The sequence below is a fragment of the Stenotrophomonas sp. S41 genome (genome assembly GCF_016624625.1).
Classification (GTDB): Bacteria; Pseudomonadota; Gammaproteobacteria; order Xanthomonadales; family Xanthomonadaceae; genus Stenotrophomonas.
In genome coordinates this window covers 1-17,053 of the sequence record NZ_JACVTV010000038.1, presented here as the reverse complement: position 1 = coordinate 17,053, position 17,053 = coordinate 1, and the positions used below count along the sequence as shown (strand labels likewise).

Below are 17,053 nucleotides of genomic sequence, written 5' to 3'. Positions count from 1 at the left end.
CCCCGCAAACCCGTAAGGACGACGATCAGGCCTTTGCTTCCTCGTGATACTCATCATCAACGTTGATCGACCACAAACGACTCTTGTCGACGTCGCCGGAAATGATCTGGTCCGCTGCTTCCTTCGCGGTCAGCATCGAATGATCCTGGTTGTTGTAACGATGCATGCCATTGCGCCCAACGAGGAACAGATTGGGGACGGAATCGAGAGCGTCGCGCAATTCGTCAAACCTTGCATAGGCCTCACCGAAGTAGCCGGGGTACGCTTTTGGAACGCGAATGACCACTGCATCCAACGCCGCATCCGAAGACACCAGGCCAATCTGCTTCATCTCACGCTGCGCCAGCTGCTGCAGCTGTGCATCATCCATTTTCCAGAGATCGTCGGTCTCCTTGCAGAAAAACTCGAGACCCATCCAGACCATTGAGGTGTCACTGACCATGTAAGGACTCCAGTTATTGAAGACCTGGACACGCCCGACATTGACACCCGGCTCCTGGATGTAGATCCAATTGTCACCCAACGGGCGCGGCAGATCGGAGCTGCGGTAGAGCAACCCAACCGTAATGAAATCGCGATACTGCAGATTGTCGGCGATGGACGCGATGTCGGCCGACCAGTTGTTTCTCGATGCAGCAACCAGCTCCCGTACGGGCATCGTCGAAATGACATGCGTGCAGTCCAGCGTGGAAACGTGGCCCGCATCATCCTGCACAGTGACACTGCGTGCCACGCCGTCGCTCACGTCCAAGGCAATGGCCTTGTGCTTCATCAGCAGCGTTCCACCCAGCGCCTCGAACTTGGCAGCTGCGGTTTCCCACATTTCACCGGGGCCATGCTTGGGATACAGGAAATTCTCGATGAGCGATGTCTGGGCCACCTTCGCATTCAGACCGAGCATGCCGCGCATTGCGTGGAACACAGCCTTGGTAATGGACAGGCTCTTGATGCGCTGCGCACCCCAGTCGGCACTGATCTCGTTGCAGGGCACACCCCACACCTTCTCAGTGTATTCTTTGAAAAATTGCCTGTAGAGCCGCTGACCAAATCGGTTGATCAGGAAATCCTCCAGGCTGACCTCAGGCTCGATCTTCTTTACCTGCGAGCGCATGTAGCTGATGCCGAACAGTACCGACTTCGTCGCACCCAGGTTGCGGAAGCTATCCACATCCATTTTCAATGGATATGAGAAGAATCGACGATTGAAGTAAATTCGGGACAAACGGTTACGGACCAGCATCGACGCTGGCTTACCCTCAGGGGCAGGTGCCGCACCCACGGGTAGAGCATCCCGGGATTGCCCCCGGTAACGCAGGTTGAGCGGCACTTCTCCGTCGTGCTCGATCGGCATCATGTCGGCCCACCACTGCATGACCCAGTCGGACTTGGAGAAGAACCGGTGCCCGCCGATATCGATACGGTTTCCGTTGTGCTGGACCGTGCGCGATATTCCTCCAACGCAGGAATCCGCCTCAAGCACCGTAACGGTCACATCCGGCTGCCGGACGAGCTCAAGCGCTGCGGTAAGCCCTGCAGGGCCTGCACCAATGATTACAACATGCTTGCTCATACCACTTCCCCTTCACCTTCCCCAAGGTCCTGATTTCTTCGCTTCGAGCGAAACAGGATCAGCTTTCTGAGTAAAAAATTTGATGCAAACGAGAATGCTACCGCTACCAGACGTGCTTCACCCACCTGCAGATCAATCTGGGAGATGCACACCCACATGACCACCTGGACAACCAGCAATCCGAAGCAGCCGATCAACGCAAACGTTGCCATCTCAATCCAGCGAGATCGCATAGTGCGTTCAGCGAATACGAAGCGAACGCTGATGTAGTAGGAAACCACTGTACCGGCCAGGAAGCCAACCGCTGCAGCGACGTATCCACTACCACCGAGTCGAACGAGTGTCGTGAATATCCCGAGATCGACGACCAGTGCAAACAGGGAAGCCGAGAGGTAGCCCAGACTCTCCATCACTGTCTTCATCCGCAATCCAATGCGGGCCATGGTCCATTGGCGGTACATGCTCTACCCCTGCTCCTTCGAATCGGCTTCTTTCAACCCGGAGGCCCAGTCGGTGCACTTGTAGAGATACTGGTTGAGGATTACTTCCCCGGTCGCTGGATGGCGGACCACCCATTTTCCCCTGACATGCTCGAGCTGGTCGAACGGAAGTACGAAATAGTCAGGCGGCTGCAGGCGACCATGAGCAGTGCATAGACTTTCAAGACCAATCGTGCTCACCCGGCATGGCGCGGCACGACTGTCAGACCGGGTAACGAAGTCGCAGATCTCTGCCTGCACCATGACCGGATCAATCTGGATTTTCAGTTCGCGCCCAATGAACGGCGTATCGCGGTTGAACATCTGGCCTGACAGCTGATAAGGGCTGAAATAGTTGGCGCGCCTGAGAACCAACCAAGGGCCAAGGGGCGAGGCCTCAGATGCGTACCAGAAGACCGTCGCGGCTTCCGGTACGTCGTAGCCGAACACGTCTGTTCCGGTCGCCGACTCCTGTACCTGGGTCCACGGACTACGGGAGTCCCATACAGTCAGTGCGCCTGCAACGGCAACCAGCGACAAGGCGCCAAACAGCGCTTGGCCGAATCGATTGGCGCGCCGGAAACAAAATACTGCAGCGGCTACCAGCGTTAACAGGATCAATGGATAGGCCAACATCACCACATCCACGCGCATCAACTCATAGTTATGGTCGAGCATTGCAAAGATGTGCAGTGCTTTCAGCTCGTATCGGGTCACGGCTATCAGCATCGCAGCCAGCAGAGCCACGACAAGCAACCTGCGGATTCCTGCACCAGTTTTGGCTTTTACATGGGGCCAAGCCATATGAAGAGGGATCAGGCCAAGAACTGCCCAAGGCAAGGTGCTGTAGGGCACGCTGGCGCCGATCAGTGCGATCAGAAAGAGCAGAAGCGCCGGAATCGTTCCGCGCTGAGGATCCTTCCAGCTTTCCCAGATCAGCATTGGGGCAGACGCCACCGCAAGCCAGTGTGCGAGCCAGAGCACCCGCCACAATTGGAGCCCGGTGGGCAGGATCAGCTGCAGAACATCAGAGAGAACGAAGCTGCATGCAAGGCCAATGGCCACCGCCCACAAGGCTGACCTGGCCAGCTTCGGAGCCGCTCCGCCAAGCTGGACCTTGGCCGCAAGCAGCGTCAGCAGATAGACATCGGTAAGAACGATGCACCAGTCACGCGGCGTCCATTTGCCGAGGTATACTTGGTCACTCAGTCCGATGATCATCTCTCGCCATTCCGCATCAATGGAGCGGAAAAGCCCTTCCAATGGGCCAACCTTCAGCCATCCCAGAAGGGCGACCGGAATGACCAGCCACAGCGACCACAGCCAACGGCGATCTCGTTGCACCAACCAGCACCAAGCAACGATGACTGCTGCCAGTCCCTGCAACGGATGAAGGGCGCCTGCAAGCGCAAACACCAGTATTGATGACCAGGTCCGATTGCGAACCAGTAGACCCAGCGCGAGCAGACTCAGCGCTTCGGATACGGGACGTGCCGTGAAGAAGGGTTCGGCATAGGAGAACATGCTGAACGCGCCATAGCCGGTCGGCATGATGATCAGCGCAAATGCAGCAGGCCACCGCCACTTGGCGGGGAAGATACCAACGATCAGATAGGCACTCGCGGCGTAGAAGGCCACCCGCCCGAGCATGGAATGCACCAGAAACGCAGGGCCGGGCTCCACCACCTTCAGCAGAAGGGCAACGAGCTGCGGGAAGATCGTGAAGTCCGCTTGGCTTCCTGCCAGGAAAAACAGATCTCGACCGAAGATCCCCGGGTTCAGGACGTGCAGGGCCTGCACCAGATAGAGCGTTGAATCATGCCTGATGCCCGTATAGGGCTTCACATACAGGATCAATGCCAACGCCAAACACCAAGGCGCAAGCCTGCGCAACACAATCATCCCTGTCCCCCGTCCCCTGTGCCCCTATAAAAAACAGGCCCCGCTGGTGGCGGGGCCTGCTTTGTCAAATGAAGCCACGGCAACTGCGTGGATCCATCCAGATCAGCAAATTACTGTGCCTGGCAGGTAGCCGGACGATACTTCGCAGCGATGGAGCCGCCGCAGGTCCAGTCAACCTGACCGTTGCTGCCCTTCGTGCCGGTCAGGACGATGGTGCCGGTCGGGGTCGAACCACCCAGAGCCTGCGCATTTGCAGTGATCGTAGCCTTGGCACCAGTCGCCGCGTAGGTAACGCTGGAGACATACTTCGAGCTCTGCGACTCGATCGCAACCGAGGTCGGCATGTTGGCGGTGGTGTCGGCAGCAGCGGCTTCCGAAACAGTGGTACGGGCCGACGAAGCAGCCAGCACGACTTCCGAAACGCGCGACTTGACCAGGTAATCCTGGTAAGCCGGCAGAGCGATGGCGGCCAGGATCGCGATGATCGCGACGACGATCATCAGTTCGATGAGGGTGAAGCCCTTCTGGTTCTTCATGTGTACATCCCCAAGATTGGTGGTGGTTGAGTTCAGTGCGCCTGGATGGTCCGGCCGGTGGCCGGCTGAGCGGATCCTGCGCCCTGCGGGTGGATCAACGCAGGTTGCGTGCCAACCCCGGCACGCCTCCCCCTGGATTTCCCCGGGGCCAATGATGGCAGCAAATTCTTGTATGTGAAGCCCCCGGAACAGGAAATGCGACGGACACGGCAATGTGACGCAGTGCGTCACCTTTGGGCGGAAGTCGGCACGATTCCACATTCCTGCCCCCTCCCGACCTGCCCAGATGGCCATGAACCGGCTAACATCGGCAGTCATGATGCCCGCCTGGGGATGGCGGGCCTTGGGGAGCCAACATGTCTGTCAGTCGCAGTGCGATCAAGAAAGAGCCCGTGGCGCGTAGCACCATGGAGCTACAGCCGTTTGTCTGGGAGGGGACCGACAAGCGGGGCGTGAAGATGAAAGGGGAGCAGTTGGCGAAGAACGCCAACCTGCTGCGCGCCGAACTGCGCCGCCAGGGAATCAATCCCGGACAGGTGAAGGCCAAGCCGAAGCCGTTGTTCGGCGCTGCAGGCAAGCGGATCACCCCCAAGGACATCGCCTTCTTCAGCCGCCAGATGGCGACGATGATGAAATCGGGCGTACCGATCGTGTCATCTCTGGAGATCATCGGCAGCGGGCACAAGAACCCGCGGATGAAGAAGATGGTCGACGGCATCCGCACCGACATCGAGGGCGGCTCATCCCTGCATGAGGCCATCAGCAAGCATCCGGTGCAGTTCGACGAGCTCTACCGCAATCTGGTTCGCGCAGGCGAAGGCGCGGGTGTGCTGGAAACCGTTCTTGAGACGATCGCGACTTATAAAGAGAACATCGAGGCGCTGAAGGGCAAGATCAAGAAGGCCATGTTCTACCCGGCGATGGTCGTGGCGGTGGCCATCATCGTCTCGGCAATCCTGCTGATCTTCGTGGTCCCCCAGTTCGAGGAGGTCTTCAAGAACTTCGGCGCCGATCTGCCCGCATTCACCCAGATGATCGTCAATCTGTCGCGGTTCATGGTGTCATGGTGGTGGCTGATGCTCATCGTCAGCATTGGCAGCATCGTCGGCTTCATCATGCTGTTCAATCGATCTCCCGCTCTCCAGCATCGGGTCGATCGCATCATTCTGAAGATCCCGATTCTGGGTGAAATCATGAACAACAGCGCCATCGCCCGATTCGCGCGTACCACCGCCGTGACTTTCAAAGCGGGCGTGCCGTTGGTGGAGGGCCTGAGCATCGTTGCCGGCGCCACAGGCAACAAGGTCTACGAGGAAGCCGTCCTGCGCATGCGCGACGATGTGTCGGTCGGCTATCCGGTCAACATGGCCATGAAGCAGACCAACCTCTTCCCGCACATGGTCATCCAGATGACCGGCATCGGTGAAGAGGCCGGCGCCCTGGATACCATGCTGTTCAAGGTGGCCGAGTACTATGAGCAGGAAGTCAACAATGCCGTGGACGCCCTGAGCAGCCTGCTCGAGCCGATGATCATGGTGTTCATTGGTACCATCGTCGGCGGCATGGTCATCGGCATGTACCTGCCCATCTTCAAACTCGGCGCCGTCGTCGGCTAAAGGTAACAATGGCATTTCTCGACCAGCATCCCGGCCTCGGCTACCCCGCCGCGGCCGCCCTTGGGCTGCTACTGGGCAGTTTCCTCAACGTGGTCATCCTGCGCCTGCCCAAGCGGATGATGTGGGAGTGGAAGCGCGAGGCGCGCGAGGTCCTGGAGCAGCCGGACATCTACGACCCGCCACCACCAGGCATCGTGGTCGAGCCGTCGCACTGCCCGCACTGCAAGCACAAGCTGTCGTGGTACGAGAACATCCCGTTGTTCAGCTGGATCGTCCAGGGCGGCAAGTGCCGCCACTGCAAGGCCCCCATCTCCATCCAGTACCCGCTGGTGGAAGCGCTGACCGCGGTGATGGTGCTGGGCTGCGTCTGGCAGTTCGGCTTCGGCTGGCAGGGCTTCGGTGCCATCGTGCTGACCTGTTTCCTGATCGCCCTGTCCGGTATCGACCTGCGCACGCAGTACCTGCCGGACCAGATCACCCTGCCATTGATGTGGCTGGGTCTGGTCGGCAGCATGGACAACCTGTACATGCCGGCCAAACCGGCCCTGATCGGTGCCGCTGCGGGCTTCCTTGTGCTGTGGATCGTGGCCAGGGCCTACAAGCTGGTGACCAACCGCGACGGCATGGGCGGCGGCGACGCCAAGCTGCTGGCTGCGCTGGGCGCTTGGTGCGGGTTGAAGGGCATCCTGCCCATCATCCTGCTGTCGTCGGTGCTGGGTGCCGTCATCGGCTCGATCTGGCTGTACACCCGCGGCCGCGACAAGGCCACGCCGATCCCGTTCGGCCCTTACCTGGCGCTGGCTGGCTGGGTGTACTTCATGTGGGGCGAGCCGGTGGTGAACCAGTACCTGGTCATGAGCGGGCTGCGCTGACGCTGCCGCCATGAGCCGTTATGTGGTCGGCCTGACCGGCGGCATCGCTGCCGGCAAGAGCGAGGTGACCCGGCGCTTCGAGGCGCTGGGGATCGTGGTGGCCGATGCCGATCTGGCCGCACGTGCGGTGGTCGCGGCCGGCAGCCCGGCCCTCGCCACCATCGCCGAGCGCTTCGGCGCGGAGATGCTGCTGGCCGATGGCAGCCTGGACCGGGCCCGCCTGCGGGCCCATGTGTTCGCCGATCCTGCCGAACGGGTCGCCCTGGAGGCGATCACCCATCCGGCAATTCGCCTCCTGATGCAGCAGCAGTGCGAGCAGGCCGCCAGCCCCTACGCGCTGGCGGCGATTCCGCTGCTGACCGAGGTCGGCGGCCGCCAAGCCTACCCCTGGCTGGACCGTGTCCTGCTGGTTGATGCACCCGAGGCCGTGCAGCACGCGCGGCTGATGCAGCGCGACGGCATCGATGCTGCGTTGGCGGACCGGATGATTGCCGCCCAGGCCAGCCGCACACAGCGCCAGGCACTGGCCGATGACGTAGTGGTCAATGATGGCCACCCGGAAGACCTGCAGGCACAGGTGGAAGCGCTGCACGCGCGGTATCTGCAACTCGCCTCGACCTGAGGCGTTGGCAACCGCCTAGCTGTAACCCCGCAGACACACACCGTCTTCTCACGCGCCCCGCTATGGTCCTGCGCCTGTCATTGCGCCTGCCTGTGAGATCGACCGTGCCGACCGCCTCTCTTCGTTCCTACACCGCCCGCGTGGCAGTGACCCTGGCGCTGGTCGCCCTCGCCCTGCTGTTGTGGCAGCTGTCGCAACTGGTCCTGCTGATCTTCGGGGCGGTGGTGGTGGCGGCACTGCTGCGGACGATCGTCGGCGCGGTGCTGCGCTACACGCCGCTCCCGGAGGGTTGGGCACTGGGCCTGACTGTGCTGCTGCTGGTGACGCTGTTCACGGGGGCCATGTGGCTGTTCGGTTCGCAGCTGGGCGACCAGATGGCGACGCTGCGGCAGACCCTGCCTGCCGCCTGGGAACACTTCCAGGCGTGGCTGTCGGACAGCCCGGTCGGCCCCACCGTGCACGAGCTGACCCAGAACGCGCAGTCCAGCGTCTCGACAATGGCGGCCCGGGCCGGGGCGCTGGCGATGTCGGCCACCGGCGGCGTCGCGGACCTGTTCCTGGTGCTGATCGGCGGCATCTATCTGGCGGCGCAACCGGATCTGTACCGCACAGGCCTGCTCAAGCTGCTGCCCACGCGCCAGCGCCCGGCCGTGGAGGACGCGCTTCATGCCAGCGGCAATGCACTGAAAGCCTGGCTGGGCGGGCAGTTGCTGGCCATGGCGGTGGTCGGTCTGCTTACCGGACTGGGGCTGTGGGCGCTGGGTGTGCCGGTCGCGTTCGGGCTGGGCATCATCACCGCGCTGCTGGACTTCGTGCCGATCGTCGGCCCGATCCTGGCAGCGGCGCCCGCCATCCTGCTGGCGTTTACGGTCAGCCCGGAAATCGCCTTGGCGACGGTGGCGCTGTTCGTGGTGGTGCAGCAGGTGGAGGGGCATCTGCTGCAGCCGCTCATCCAGCAGCGTGCGGTCGACCTGCCCCCTGCCCTGCTGCTGTTCTCGCTGTTCGGCATCGGTGCACTGCTGGGGCCGGCCGGGATACTGCTGGCCGCACCGCTGACCGTGGTGTTGTTCGTGCTGGTCAAGCGCCTGTATGTGGTTGAGACGCTGGGCACGTCGACACCCATCCCCGGCGACACCACTTCCAGCAAAGCAGCTGAGACATCGCAGGCGTAGCGCCCGAGCCGATGCTCGGGCGGCGGCGCAGCCGCAAAAGCAGCCGAGCACAGGCTCGGCTCTACGTTACTGCAGCGTCGCCGCACCGCGCATGCGCTCGGCCTGCATTTGTTGCTGCACATGACGGGTCAGCTCGCGCGCGGCCACCATCAGCCCCTCCATCGTCTCCGGCGGCACGGCCTGCAGCGGACCGCCATGCGTACGTGCGATGTGCGCGGCATGCATGAGCCGGGTCAGCGTACTGATACCGGACACGGTGCGCCTGAGACCGGCGACCGTACCGCTCTGCTGGTCGGTCAGCCCGGCACGCGTCGCCGCGTGGTCGGTGGCATCGTCGGCCTCCATCCTTTCCTGCAGGATGGACATCAGGTCACCGGGATCCTTCAGCACGGCTTCGATGCGCGCGGCGACATCGGCGGAAAGCACGTCGATGGAATCGCCGACCAGCTGGTGCAGGTTGGGGTAACGGGTACGGTGTGACATGGCCAGGTTCCTCGCAGGTGACGGGGCATCTGGCCACCCGCGCGGGCGAATGTCAGGAGGCAAATGCGTCAAGGCGGTCCGTGACACGGGAAAGCACGCTGGTCCGTCGACAGAAGCCGAGGCCATGAATGCCAGTTACGACAATGGATCCACTCAGTAGATCCACGCCATGCGTGGATGAGGACATCCGCAGTGCGGACCAACGGTCCGCACCCACCATTCACCCGGCGCGGTCATCCGCAGTGTGGACCAACGGTCCGCACCCACCGTTCACCCGGCGCGGTCATCCATAGTGCGGACCAACGGTCCGCACCCACCATTCACCCGGCGCGGTCATCCACAGTGCGGACCAACGGTCCGCACCCACCATTCACCCGGCGCGGTCATCCATAGTGCGGACCAACGGTCCGCACCCACCACATATCGGGCGTCCGCACCCACCATTCACCCCGCGCCGCACCCACCGCAGCAAGCTGGCGTCAGAGCGGCTTCGGCGAGAACGTCAGCGTCGCGATCACACCGCGATCGCCACCGGGTCGCACGCTCACCTGCCACCCGTACAGATCGCACAGGCGGCTGACGATCGACAGGCCGATGCCACCGCCCTGAGAGTGGCCGGCATGGGTGCCGCGATAACCCCGCTGGAACAGCTTGGCGGCGTCTTCCTCGCTCAGGCCGGGACCACTGTCGGTCACCGACACCGCATTGCTGCTGACGTGCACGCGCACACTGCCATCCTGCGAATACTTCACGGCATTGCCGATGAGGTTGCCCAGCGCCACCGACAGGGCGGCGTCGGGGGAATCGATCACCAGGTCGCGCTCGCCTTCCAGCACCAGCTCCAGCGGCTTGCCGCCGAGCTGCGCGCGATGCGCATCCAGCAGCTGCTCGGCCACCCGCGCCACGTTGCTGGTGCCCTGCCCGCGCTCGTTGCGCGACAGCAGCAGCAAGGCGCCGATCAGATCGCTGCACTGCTGTTCGGCACGCTGGATGCGCTGCAGGCGTTGCAGCACCTTTTCGTCCAGACCGGGACGGGTCAGCAGCAGCTCGGTCGCGCCGCGGATCACCGCCAGTGGCGTGCGCAGCTCGTGGCTGACGTCGGCATTGAACTCACGGTCGCGCTGCACGACTTCGGTCAGGCGCGAGGAATAGTCATCCAGCGCCTGCGCCAGCTGGCCCACTTCGTCGTCAGGGAAGCGCGGCGCCAGGGGCTCGGGATCACTGGTACCGCCGCGGTAGGCGCGCAGCCGCGCGGCCAGGTCGGACACCGGCTTCATCACCTTCGACGCCGACCACCAGCCCAGCACCAGCGACAGCAGGCTGAACACCAGTACCGACAGGATCAGCGCGCGGTTGAGCTGCTGCCCGCCGCGCACGCTGTCGGTCATGTCATAGGCCAGGAACGCCCAGGCATCAGGCGTCTTGCGCACGGCCAGCTTGTAGGAATAGCGCTGACCCCGCTCGTCGATGCCGCCCATGTTGTACAGGCCGTCCTTGAACTCGTACCAGTCCGGCTCTTCCTGCCGCAGCGCTTCGAATTTGTCCGGCTTGATCAGGCGGGCGTACATCTGCTGCACGGGCAGATCCGGATTGCGGTCCGGATTCTCATGGAACCGCCGCGCATACTCATTGATGTTGCGGTTCATCACGTCTTCCACCAGCTGGTTTTCCACGCGCATGCGGGCCCAGTTGGTGGCAAACGCGAACAGTGTCGTCAGGCAGAAGCCCAACAACACGAACGAGACGATGATGCGACTGCGCAGGCGCCGCCGATAGGGCGTGCGCCGACGCTCCCCCTTGGTTGCCACCGAATCAGGCTTCCGGGGTGGCGATGCGGTATCCGATGCCATGGCGGGTCTGGATCAGCGGCACTTCAAACGGCTTGTCGACCACGGCACGCAGGCCGTGGATGTGTACGCGCAGGGAATCCGAATCGGGCAGCTCTTCGCCCCACACGCGGGTTTCCAGTTCCTGGCGGGTGACCACCGCCGGGGCGGCTTCCATCAGCGCCTGCAGGATCTTCAACGCCGTCGGGTTGAGCTGCAGCAGCTTGCCCTGGCGGCGCACTTCCAGCGTGTCCAGGTTGTATTCCAGGTCGCCGGTTTCCAGCACGCGGGTCTGCACGCCCTTGCCGCGGCGCGACAGAGCGTTGAGGCGGACTTCCACTTCCTGCAGCGCGAACGGCTTGATCAGGTAATCGTCGGCCCCGGAATCGAAACCAGCCAGCTTGTTGTCCAGCGAATCGCGCGCGGTCAGCATCAGCACCGGGGTCTGCTTGCGCGCTTCGTTGCGAAGCTTGCGGCAGACTTCGATGCCGTCCATGCCCGGCAGGTTGAGATCCAGCACGATCGCGTCGAATTCGTGCACCACCGCCAGATGCAGGCCGGTCACGCCATCTGCGGCGAAGTCCACTGTGTGGCCCCGGTCCTCGAGGTAATCGCCAAGGTTGGCTGCGATGTCGCTGTTGTCTTCGATTACGAGAATACGCACTGGGACCTCTGATTCATTAAGGGTCGTCGGGGGATGCCAACCCGCTCAAGATGCGCCTGAGCGGGTGGACGCCACGTCTACCCGCTGAACGATACAGGTTGCAGTCTTAACATTTCGTGCGGACTGCGGGCGGCCCGGATCACTTCCTGTAGTTGTAGTTGTTCTGGCGGTCCTGCAGCGTCTTGCGGCTGACCTCTTCGGCCTGGCGCCGCTGCGCCACCGTCATGCACACCCGCTGCGGCAGGTTGCTGCCGATGGTGCGCTCGCGGCGGCAGATCATGCGGCTGTCGGCGTGGGCGTTGGTCAGGATCGTGTTGACCTTTTCCTGGTCGTTGAAGATCTCGACGCGAGCCTCCTGGCTCAGTTCATCCACCCGCTGATGGTCCCCCATCTTGAGGCGGATGCGTCCCAGCGCCTGTTGCACCTCGCTCTTCTGCTCCAGGCTGATCTCGCTGTAATTGTCGGACCTCATCGCTTTTTCGATGGCGTCGATCTGCTCGGCCACCGGCGCGGTCGCGTCAAGCGCGACCCGGCCATCCTTGTCGGCACGGGCATGTGCCGTGAAAGCCAAGGTGATTCCCAGGCCCAAGGCCAAGCCCAGCGTGGTCATGCGATGCATAGTTTCCCCTGTTATCGTCCGTGAAGAATGGCCCACTCTACGAGCGTGCAGATGCGCCTACAAGTGACTGCCGGCAGGGTGTGCGATGGCCATCCGTCAGCGCCCGGCAGGCGGCGGCGAGAGCGTCCTGTAGCTGCGCTGGTCGTTGAGCAGCGCCTTGCCCTTTTCCTCGATCCGGCGGCGTTCGGCCACGGTCAGGCAGCGGCTCTTGGGCATGTTGCTGCCCGTGGAGCGGGTGTGCTGGCAGACCAGGCGGCTGTCCGCATGGGCGCGGGTAAGGATGGTGTTGATCCGCTCCTGGTCGTTGAAGACCTCGTTCTGCACTGCTGGCGGCAGTTCCTGCGCCGTCTGCCGGTCGCCCACGCGCAGGGTGATGCGCTCCAGCGACTGCCGGACCTGGGCACGGTCATCTGCTGAAATCTCGGCGTACTCGCCGTTGTCCAGCGCCTTTTCGACCTTGCGCACCTGCTCGGCCACCGGGGCCTGCCGATCCATCTGGACCACGGGCTTTTCCGATGCGGCCTGGGCCGCCGCGGACAGGCCCAGCAACATCGCAACCATGGTAATGCGGTACATCGCCAACCTCCCGATCCATCCCGGAACGAAGGCCCAACTCTACGAGCCGCCCCGCCCCGCCACAAGGGACCTTTGACCGGGGTCCGCCGGGGCTGGGCCGGGCATAAAAAAGACCCAGGCGGTCTACCCGCCTGGGCCTGAAGTCGTATCCCGATTACCGATCCTGCTGAGAGGCAGAGCTGCGGTTCGCTGAAGCCTACGCCGGGCCCGATTAAAGGCGTGTTAAACCTGGCGGCGATCCTTCAGGAAAATTTCAAATCATTGATAATCAAGACTTTTTAATCTTCTCGACGTGGGCAATGATGCGCGATGCCACGTCCACCTGGCAGGCCGCTTCGATGCCTTCCAGGCCCGGCGTGGAGTTGACCTCCAGCACCAGCGGGCCGCGCTCGGAGCGGATCAGGTCGACCCCGCACACCGACAGGCCCAGCGCCTTGGCCGAGCGCACCGCCACCTGCTGTTCAGCCCGGCTGGCCTTGGCCGGCACTGCCGTGCCACCGGCATGCAGGTTGGAGCGGAAGTCGCCTTCCGGCGCCTGCCGCTGCATGGAGGCCACCACCTGGTCGCCCACCACGAAGCAGCGCAGGTCAGCGCCCTTGGCCTCGCCGATGAACTCCTGCATGAGGAAGTTGGCGTACAGGCCGCGCAGGGCTTCGACAATGCCGCGCGAGGCGCTGGCCTTCTCGGTGAGGATGACGCCGCGACCCTGGGTGCCCTCGTTGAGTTTCACCACGTGCGGCGGCGGGCCGAGCATCGACAGCAGGTCGACCGTATCGTCCGGGTTGTCGCCGAATACCGTCACCGGCATGTCGATGCCCTTGGCCGCGAGCAGCTGGTGCGCGCGCAGCTTGTCGCGCGAACGCAGGATCGCGTCGGACGGATTGGGGGTGCGCGCGCCCATCAGTTCGAACTGGCGCAGCACGGCGGTGCCGTAGCGGGTGATGGAGGCACCGATGCGCGGAATGACCACGTCCACGCCGGTCATCGGCCGACCCTTGTAGTGCATGGAAAAGCCATCGGCGGCGATGCGCATGTAGCAGCGCAGCGGGTCGAGGATGCGGACGGTGTGGCCACGTGCACGGGCCGCCTCGACCAGCCGGCGGGTGGAGTACAGCGAGCTGTTGCGGGACAGGATGGCGAGCTTCATCGCGGCGGCAGTGGACGGCAGGCGCGCAGCATAGCGCGGCGGCGTTGCGGCGGGATGATGCTGCCGACACAGGCCTGTCGACGTGCCTTCAGTCGCTGTCCGCCGCGTCTGCGGCGCAGCCCCGCGCGGCTTCACCCAGGGCCGCCACGCAGGCCATCTGCAGGGTCGAACCACTGAAGGCTTCGCGGTAGATCTGTTCGATCAGCTGTGCAGCATGCGGACCACCGGCCCGGCCCAGCGCGCGCACCGCTTCGAGCTGCTTGTTGGACCCGGTGCCGGCCGACAGGAAGATCTGGTGCAGCAGGGTGACGACATCCTTGTGGTTCTTCATGCTTCGGGTTTCCCATGACGTTGAAGAACGCTAGCGGGCCGCTGGCCCTGCCCGCCATGAGGATTGTTGAAATCTTCGCCTGCGGCCGATAAAAAAACCCCGGCAACGGCGCGGCCGTTACCGGGGTTCTGGAAGCTGGAGCGGGCGAAGGGAATCGAACCCTCGTCAGTAGCTTGGGAAGCTACAGCTCTACCATTGAGCTACGCCCGCGTTGCAGGGTGGAAGTCTATGCGGAGCGGCCGGTGTTGGGCAATGGGGTCGGAGCCCTTTCCTGGCGGAAAGGGATCCGACCCCGCCCTGGATCAGAAGCTGCCGCTGAAGTTGGCGAACAGCGTCGCGTCCTGCGCACGCTTCTGCAGAGTGGTGGCGCTCAGGCCGATGTTGCTCTGCAGGCCGAACAGCTCCATGCGCGCGCCGAAGATGGCGGTTGCATAGTTCTTGTCGAAGTCCATGCCCGGCACGCGGTACATGCCCACGTCCGGCAGGCTCTGCACCCAGGCGCTGGCCTGCTTGGTGTCCTCGAACTCGTGGTCGTAGGTCACCTGCACGTACGGCTTGACGGCGCCGCCATCGAAGCGGGCCTGCCAGCCGATGCGGCCGACGGTGGAATCGACGTCCTGCTTGCCGTAGCCCAGCGCGGTAGCCAGGGTGTTGGCATCGGCGGTTTCGGTGTAGCCGTCGATCTTCACCTTCTGCCAGATCACCGAGGCGATCGGGCCGTGGCGGAAGCCGCCTTCGGTGCCGAACTCGTAGCCGGCGTTCAGGGCCGCGGTCAGGTTGCTGCCGTCCGGCGAGCCGCCGTGTTCGCGGGTGGCCGGGCCCAGCTGGACCTTGCGGTTCACGTCATAGGACAGCCAGGTGTAGCTGACCTGGCCATTGACCCAGATGCGGTCGCCATACCAGCCGGCGAACAGACCGGCGGTCGTGTCCTTCTGGGTGAAGTCGCCACGGCTGTTGCCGAAGTCGGCATTCATGCGGCCGAAGCCGGCGAAGCCGCCGACGACCATGCCGTCACGCGCCCAGTCGACACCGAACAGACCGGCCGGCGCGAGGCCGTCGTACACGTCGGCGTGGTCGTAGCGCTGCATGTCGCCACGCACGCCACCCCACCAGGACATGCCGTCGGCCGGACGGCCGGCCTGGTGCAGGCTGACCTGGTCGGCACGCGAACGGCCGATGGTCTGCGCCGAATGGGTCAGGATCTGCTGCAGGCGCGGGCCTTCCAGGATCGAGATGGCGTACTGGCCCAGCATCTGGTGCGCGGCCGAGGTCGGGTGCACGTCATCGGCGAACAGGTAGCTGCTGGCCGCATCCGGGCGCACGTAGGCCAGCGGGCTGCAGGTCAGCGACGAGGCCACCAGGCAGGCGCGGCCGGTGACGTTGCTGAAGCCGTACATGCCCGGGTTGGCGATGATTTCGTGCAGCAGGGTGTAGGTATCGAGCGGGATGAACTCGATGCCGGCCTGCTTCAGGCCACCGTACAGGGCGTTGTTGTAGGCGGTGGACAGGGCGGTGCCCAGTGCCTGGCCGGCGGCGCCGCGGTCGATGAACCCCGGGGTGATGCCGACGTCGGGCAGGTTGGGCACCATCACGTACTGCGCGCCGGCCTGCTTCAGGCTGGCCACGATGCCGATCTGGGTGGTGACTGCTGCGCCGATCACGGCCGGCGCCTGTGCCGGGGCGGTGATCGAGAACAGGTCGTTGGCGCCGCCCCACACGGTGTACAGCGCGTTCGGGTCGGCCTTGCCACCGTTGGCCGCCAGGTAGTTGGCAAACTGCGTCTTCAGCGACGGCACCGGCACGTTGCCGAACGCCGGCTGGGTCAGGTCGACGCCCACGCGGGCGCCACCGACGGCGTAGTTGTCACCAGTCTGGCCGTTGCCGTTGGGGCTGGCGTTGGTGCCGTAATAGTCGGCGACGAACTGCGACCACTCCCAGCCCGGGTTGGTGGTGAACTGGCCGGTGACCGGACGCACGTCGGCCGGCAGCAGCGGACGGTAGTAGCCGCTGTCGGTCAGGCTGTCGCCGAAGAACACGGTGCGGGTGAACGGGGATTCGCCTGCCATGGCCGGCAGCGCGGCGAGCGCGATCGCGGCCGCCATCAGGGAGCGGATCGGGCGTTTGCTGAGCAGCATGTAGAAACTCCTGGGGGAAATGTTGGGGATCCAGCGCACACGTACGCCGGCGCACGGTGAATGGTTTCACCGTGCCGCCGATTGCTCACGCTGCGCCGCCGCATGAATTGTCGCCTGAACCCGCGCGGACGGGGTGTGCTGGAGGTGGCGCGCGGGCCAGGATGCAACTGTTCCGATCCCGACGGGCCATCGGCGACAATGCCCCGATGAACATCCAGCTCAATGGCGAACCCCGCACCCTGCCCGCTTCGGCGACCCTCCACGACCTGCTCGCCGCCGAGCAGCTGCTGCAGCGCCGGGTGGCGGTGGAAGTGAATGGCGAGATCGTCAGCCGCAGCCGCCATGGCGAGCATGTGCTGGCCGAAGGTGATGTGGTGGAGATCGTGCACGCGCTGGGCGGTGGTTGAGGCAAGGCCCCCGCGCTTCGCGCTCGCGGGGGGGGGGGGGGGGGGCCCCCGGGGGGGGGGGGGGGGGGGGGGGGGGGGGGGGGGGGGGGGGGGGGG

General features: G+C 63.9%; 17 protein-coding genes and 1 tRNA gene. 5 read left to right on the top strand and 13 right to left on the bottom strand.

What is annotated here, in order from left to right; genetic code table 11:
- Positions 1-25 precede the first annotated feature (25 nt).
- The 4 genes from IAE56_RS10275 to IAE56_RS10260 all read right to left on the bottom strand — a co-directional run bounded on the left by IAE56_RS10275 (position 26) and on the right by IAE56_RS10260 (position 4,487).
- On the bottom strand, positions 26-1,570 hold the full coding sequence (locus IAE56_RS10275) for an NAD(P)/FAD-dependent oxidoreductase (RefSeq protein WP_200752474.1): 1,545 nt from the start codon (positions 1,568-1,570) through the stop codon (positions 26-28).
- On the bottom strand, positions 1,567-2,031 hold the full coding sequence (locus IAE56_RS10270; protein WP_200752473.1) for a GtrA family protein: 465 nt from the start codon (positions 2,029-2,031) through the stop codon (positions 1,567-1,569). The genes IAE56_RS10275 and IAE56_RS10270 overlap by 4 nt, the downstream gene beginning before the upstream one ends.
- 3 nt (positions 2,032-2,034) lie before the next feature.
- Entirely contained in the window at positions 2,035-3,912 is a 1,878-nt protein-coding gene (locus IAE56_RS10265) for a hypothetical protein (RefSeq protein WP_200752472.1), read from the bottom strand.
- Positions 3,913-4,061: 149 nt separating this feature from the next.
- Entirely contained in the window at positions 4,062-4,487 is a 426-nt protein-coding gene (locus IAE56_RS10260; protein ID WP_200752471.1) for a pilin, read from the bottom strand.
- A gap of 356 nt (positions 4,488-4,843) precedes the next feature.
- Here IAE56_RS10260 and IAE56_RS10255 point away from each other — a divergent pair, with 356 nt between their 5' ends.
- The 4 genes from IAE56_RS10255 (at position 4,844) to IAE56_RS10240 (ending at position 8,769) form a co-directional block, all read left to right on the top strand.
- Positions 4,844-6,103, top strand: coding sequence for a type II secretion system F family protein (locus IAE56_RS10255; RefSeq protein ID WP_200752470.1), 1,260 nt, complete (start codon positions 4,844-4,846; stop codon positions 6,101-6,103).
- Between the two features lie 8 nt (positions 6,104-6,111).
- On the top strand, positions 6,112-6,975 hold the full coding sequence (locus IAE56_RS10250) for an A24 family peptidase (protein ID WP_116863564.1): 864 nt from the start codon (positions 6,112-6,114) through the stop codon (positions 6,973-6,975).
- Positions 6,976-6,985: 10 nt separating this feature from the next.
- Entirely contained in the window at positions 6,986-7,597 is a 612-nt protein-coding gene (gene coaE, locus IAE56_RS10245; RefSeq protein ID WP_200752469.1) for a dephospho-CoA kinase, read from the top strand.
- 104 nt (positions 7,598-7,701) lie between these two features.
- On the top strand, positions 7,702-8,769 hold the full coding sequence (locus IAE56_RS10240) for an AI-2E family transporter (protein WP_325167187.1): 1,068 nt from the start codon (positions 7,702-7,704) through the stop codon (positions 8,767-8,769).
- A gap of 66 nt (positions 8,770-8,835) precedes the next feature.
- Here the strand turns inward: IAE56_RS10240 and IAE56_RS10235 are convergent, their stop codons facing one another.
- The 9 genes from IAE56_RS10235 to IAE56_RS10195 form a co-directional block, all read right to left on the bottom strand.
- Positions 8,836-9,252 (bottom strand): hypothetical protein, encoded by a 417-nt coding sequence (locus IAE56_RS10235; RefSeq protein WP_200752467.1) that lies wholly within the window; start codon positions 9,250-9,252, stop codon positions 8,836-8,838.
- 479 nt (positions 9,253-9,731) lie between these two features.
- Complete coding sequence (locus IAE56_RS10230) at positions 9,732-11,102, bottom strand: HAMP domain-containing sensor histidine kinase (RefSeq protein ID WP_200752466.1); 1,371 nt, start codon at positions 11,100-11,102, stop codon at positions 9,732-9,734.
- On the bottom strand, positions 11,065-11,742 hold the full coding sequence (locus IAE56_RS10225; protein ID WP_005410804.1) for a response regulator transcription factor: 678 nt from the start codon (positions 11,740-11,742) through the stop codon (positions 11,065-11,067). The genes IAE56_RS10230 and IAE56_RS10225 overlap by 38 nt, the downstream gene beginning before the upstream one ends.
- Before the next feature lie 139 nt (positions 11,743-11,881).
- Positions 11,882-12,352, bottom strand: coding sequence for a hypothetical protein (locus tag IAE56_RS10220; protein WP_234456003.1), 471 nt, complete (start codon positions 12,350-12,352; stop codon positions 11,882-11,884).
- Between the two features lie 105 nt (positions 12,353-12,457).
- Positions 12,458-12,937: a hypothetical protein gene (locus tag IAE56_RS10215; RefSeq protein WP_200752464.1), complete on the bottom strand. Its 480-nt coding sequence runs from the start codon at positions 12,935-12,937 to the stop codon at positions 12,458-12,460.
- A gap of 268 nt (positions 12,938-13,205) precedes the next feature.
- A complete protein-coding gene (gene rimK, locus IAE56_RS10210) occupies positions 13,206-14,084 on the bottom strand; it encodes a 30S ribosomal protein S6--L-glutamate ligase (RefSeq protein ID WP_200752463.1) in 879 nt (292 codons plus the stop codon).
- A gap of 88 nt (positions 14,085-14,172) precedes the next feature.
- Positions 14,173-14,415, bottom strand: a complete 243-nt coding sequence (locus IAE56_RS10205; RefSeq protein WP_200752462.1) for a hypothetical protein — start codon at positions 14,413-14,415, stop codon at positions 14,173-14,175.
- Between the two features lie 136 nt (positions 14,416-14,551).
- Positions 14,552-14,625: transfer RNA gene (locus tag IAE56_RS10200), tRNA-Gly, on the bottom strand.
- 92 nt (positions 14,626-14,717) lie between these two features.
- Entirely contained in the window at positions 14,718-16,550 is a 1,833-nt protein-coding gene (locus IAE56_RS10195; RefSeq protein ID WP_200752461.1) for an autotransporter domain-containing protein, read from the bottom strand.
- A 206-nt stretch (positions 16,551-16,756) separates the two neighbouring features.
- On the opposite strand from IAE56_RS10195, the gene thiS reads away from it, so the two are divergent.
- Positions 16,757-16,957 carry a sulfur carrier protein ThiS gene (thiS, locus tag IAE56_RS10190; protein ID WP_164073625.1) on the top strand — a complete coding sequence of 67 codons (201 nt, stop codon included), beginning with the start codon at positions 16,757-16,759 and terminating at the stop codon, positions 16,955-16,957.
- The last annotated feature ends 96 nt before the right edge of the window (positions 16,958-17,053 follow it).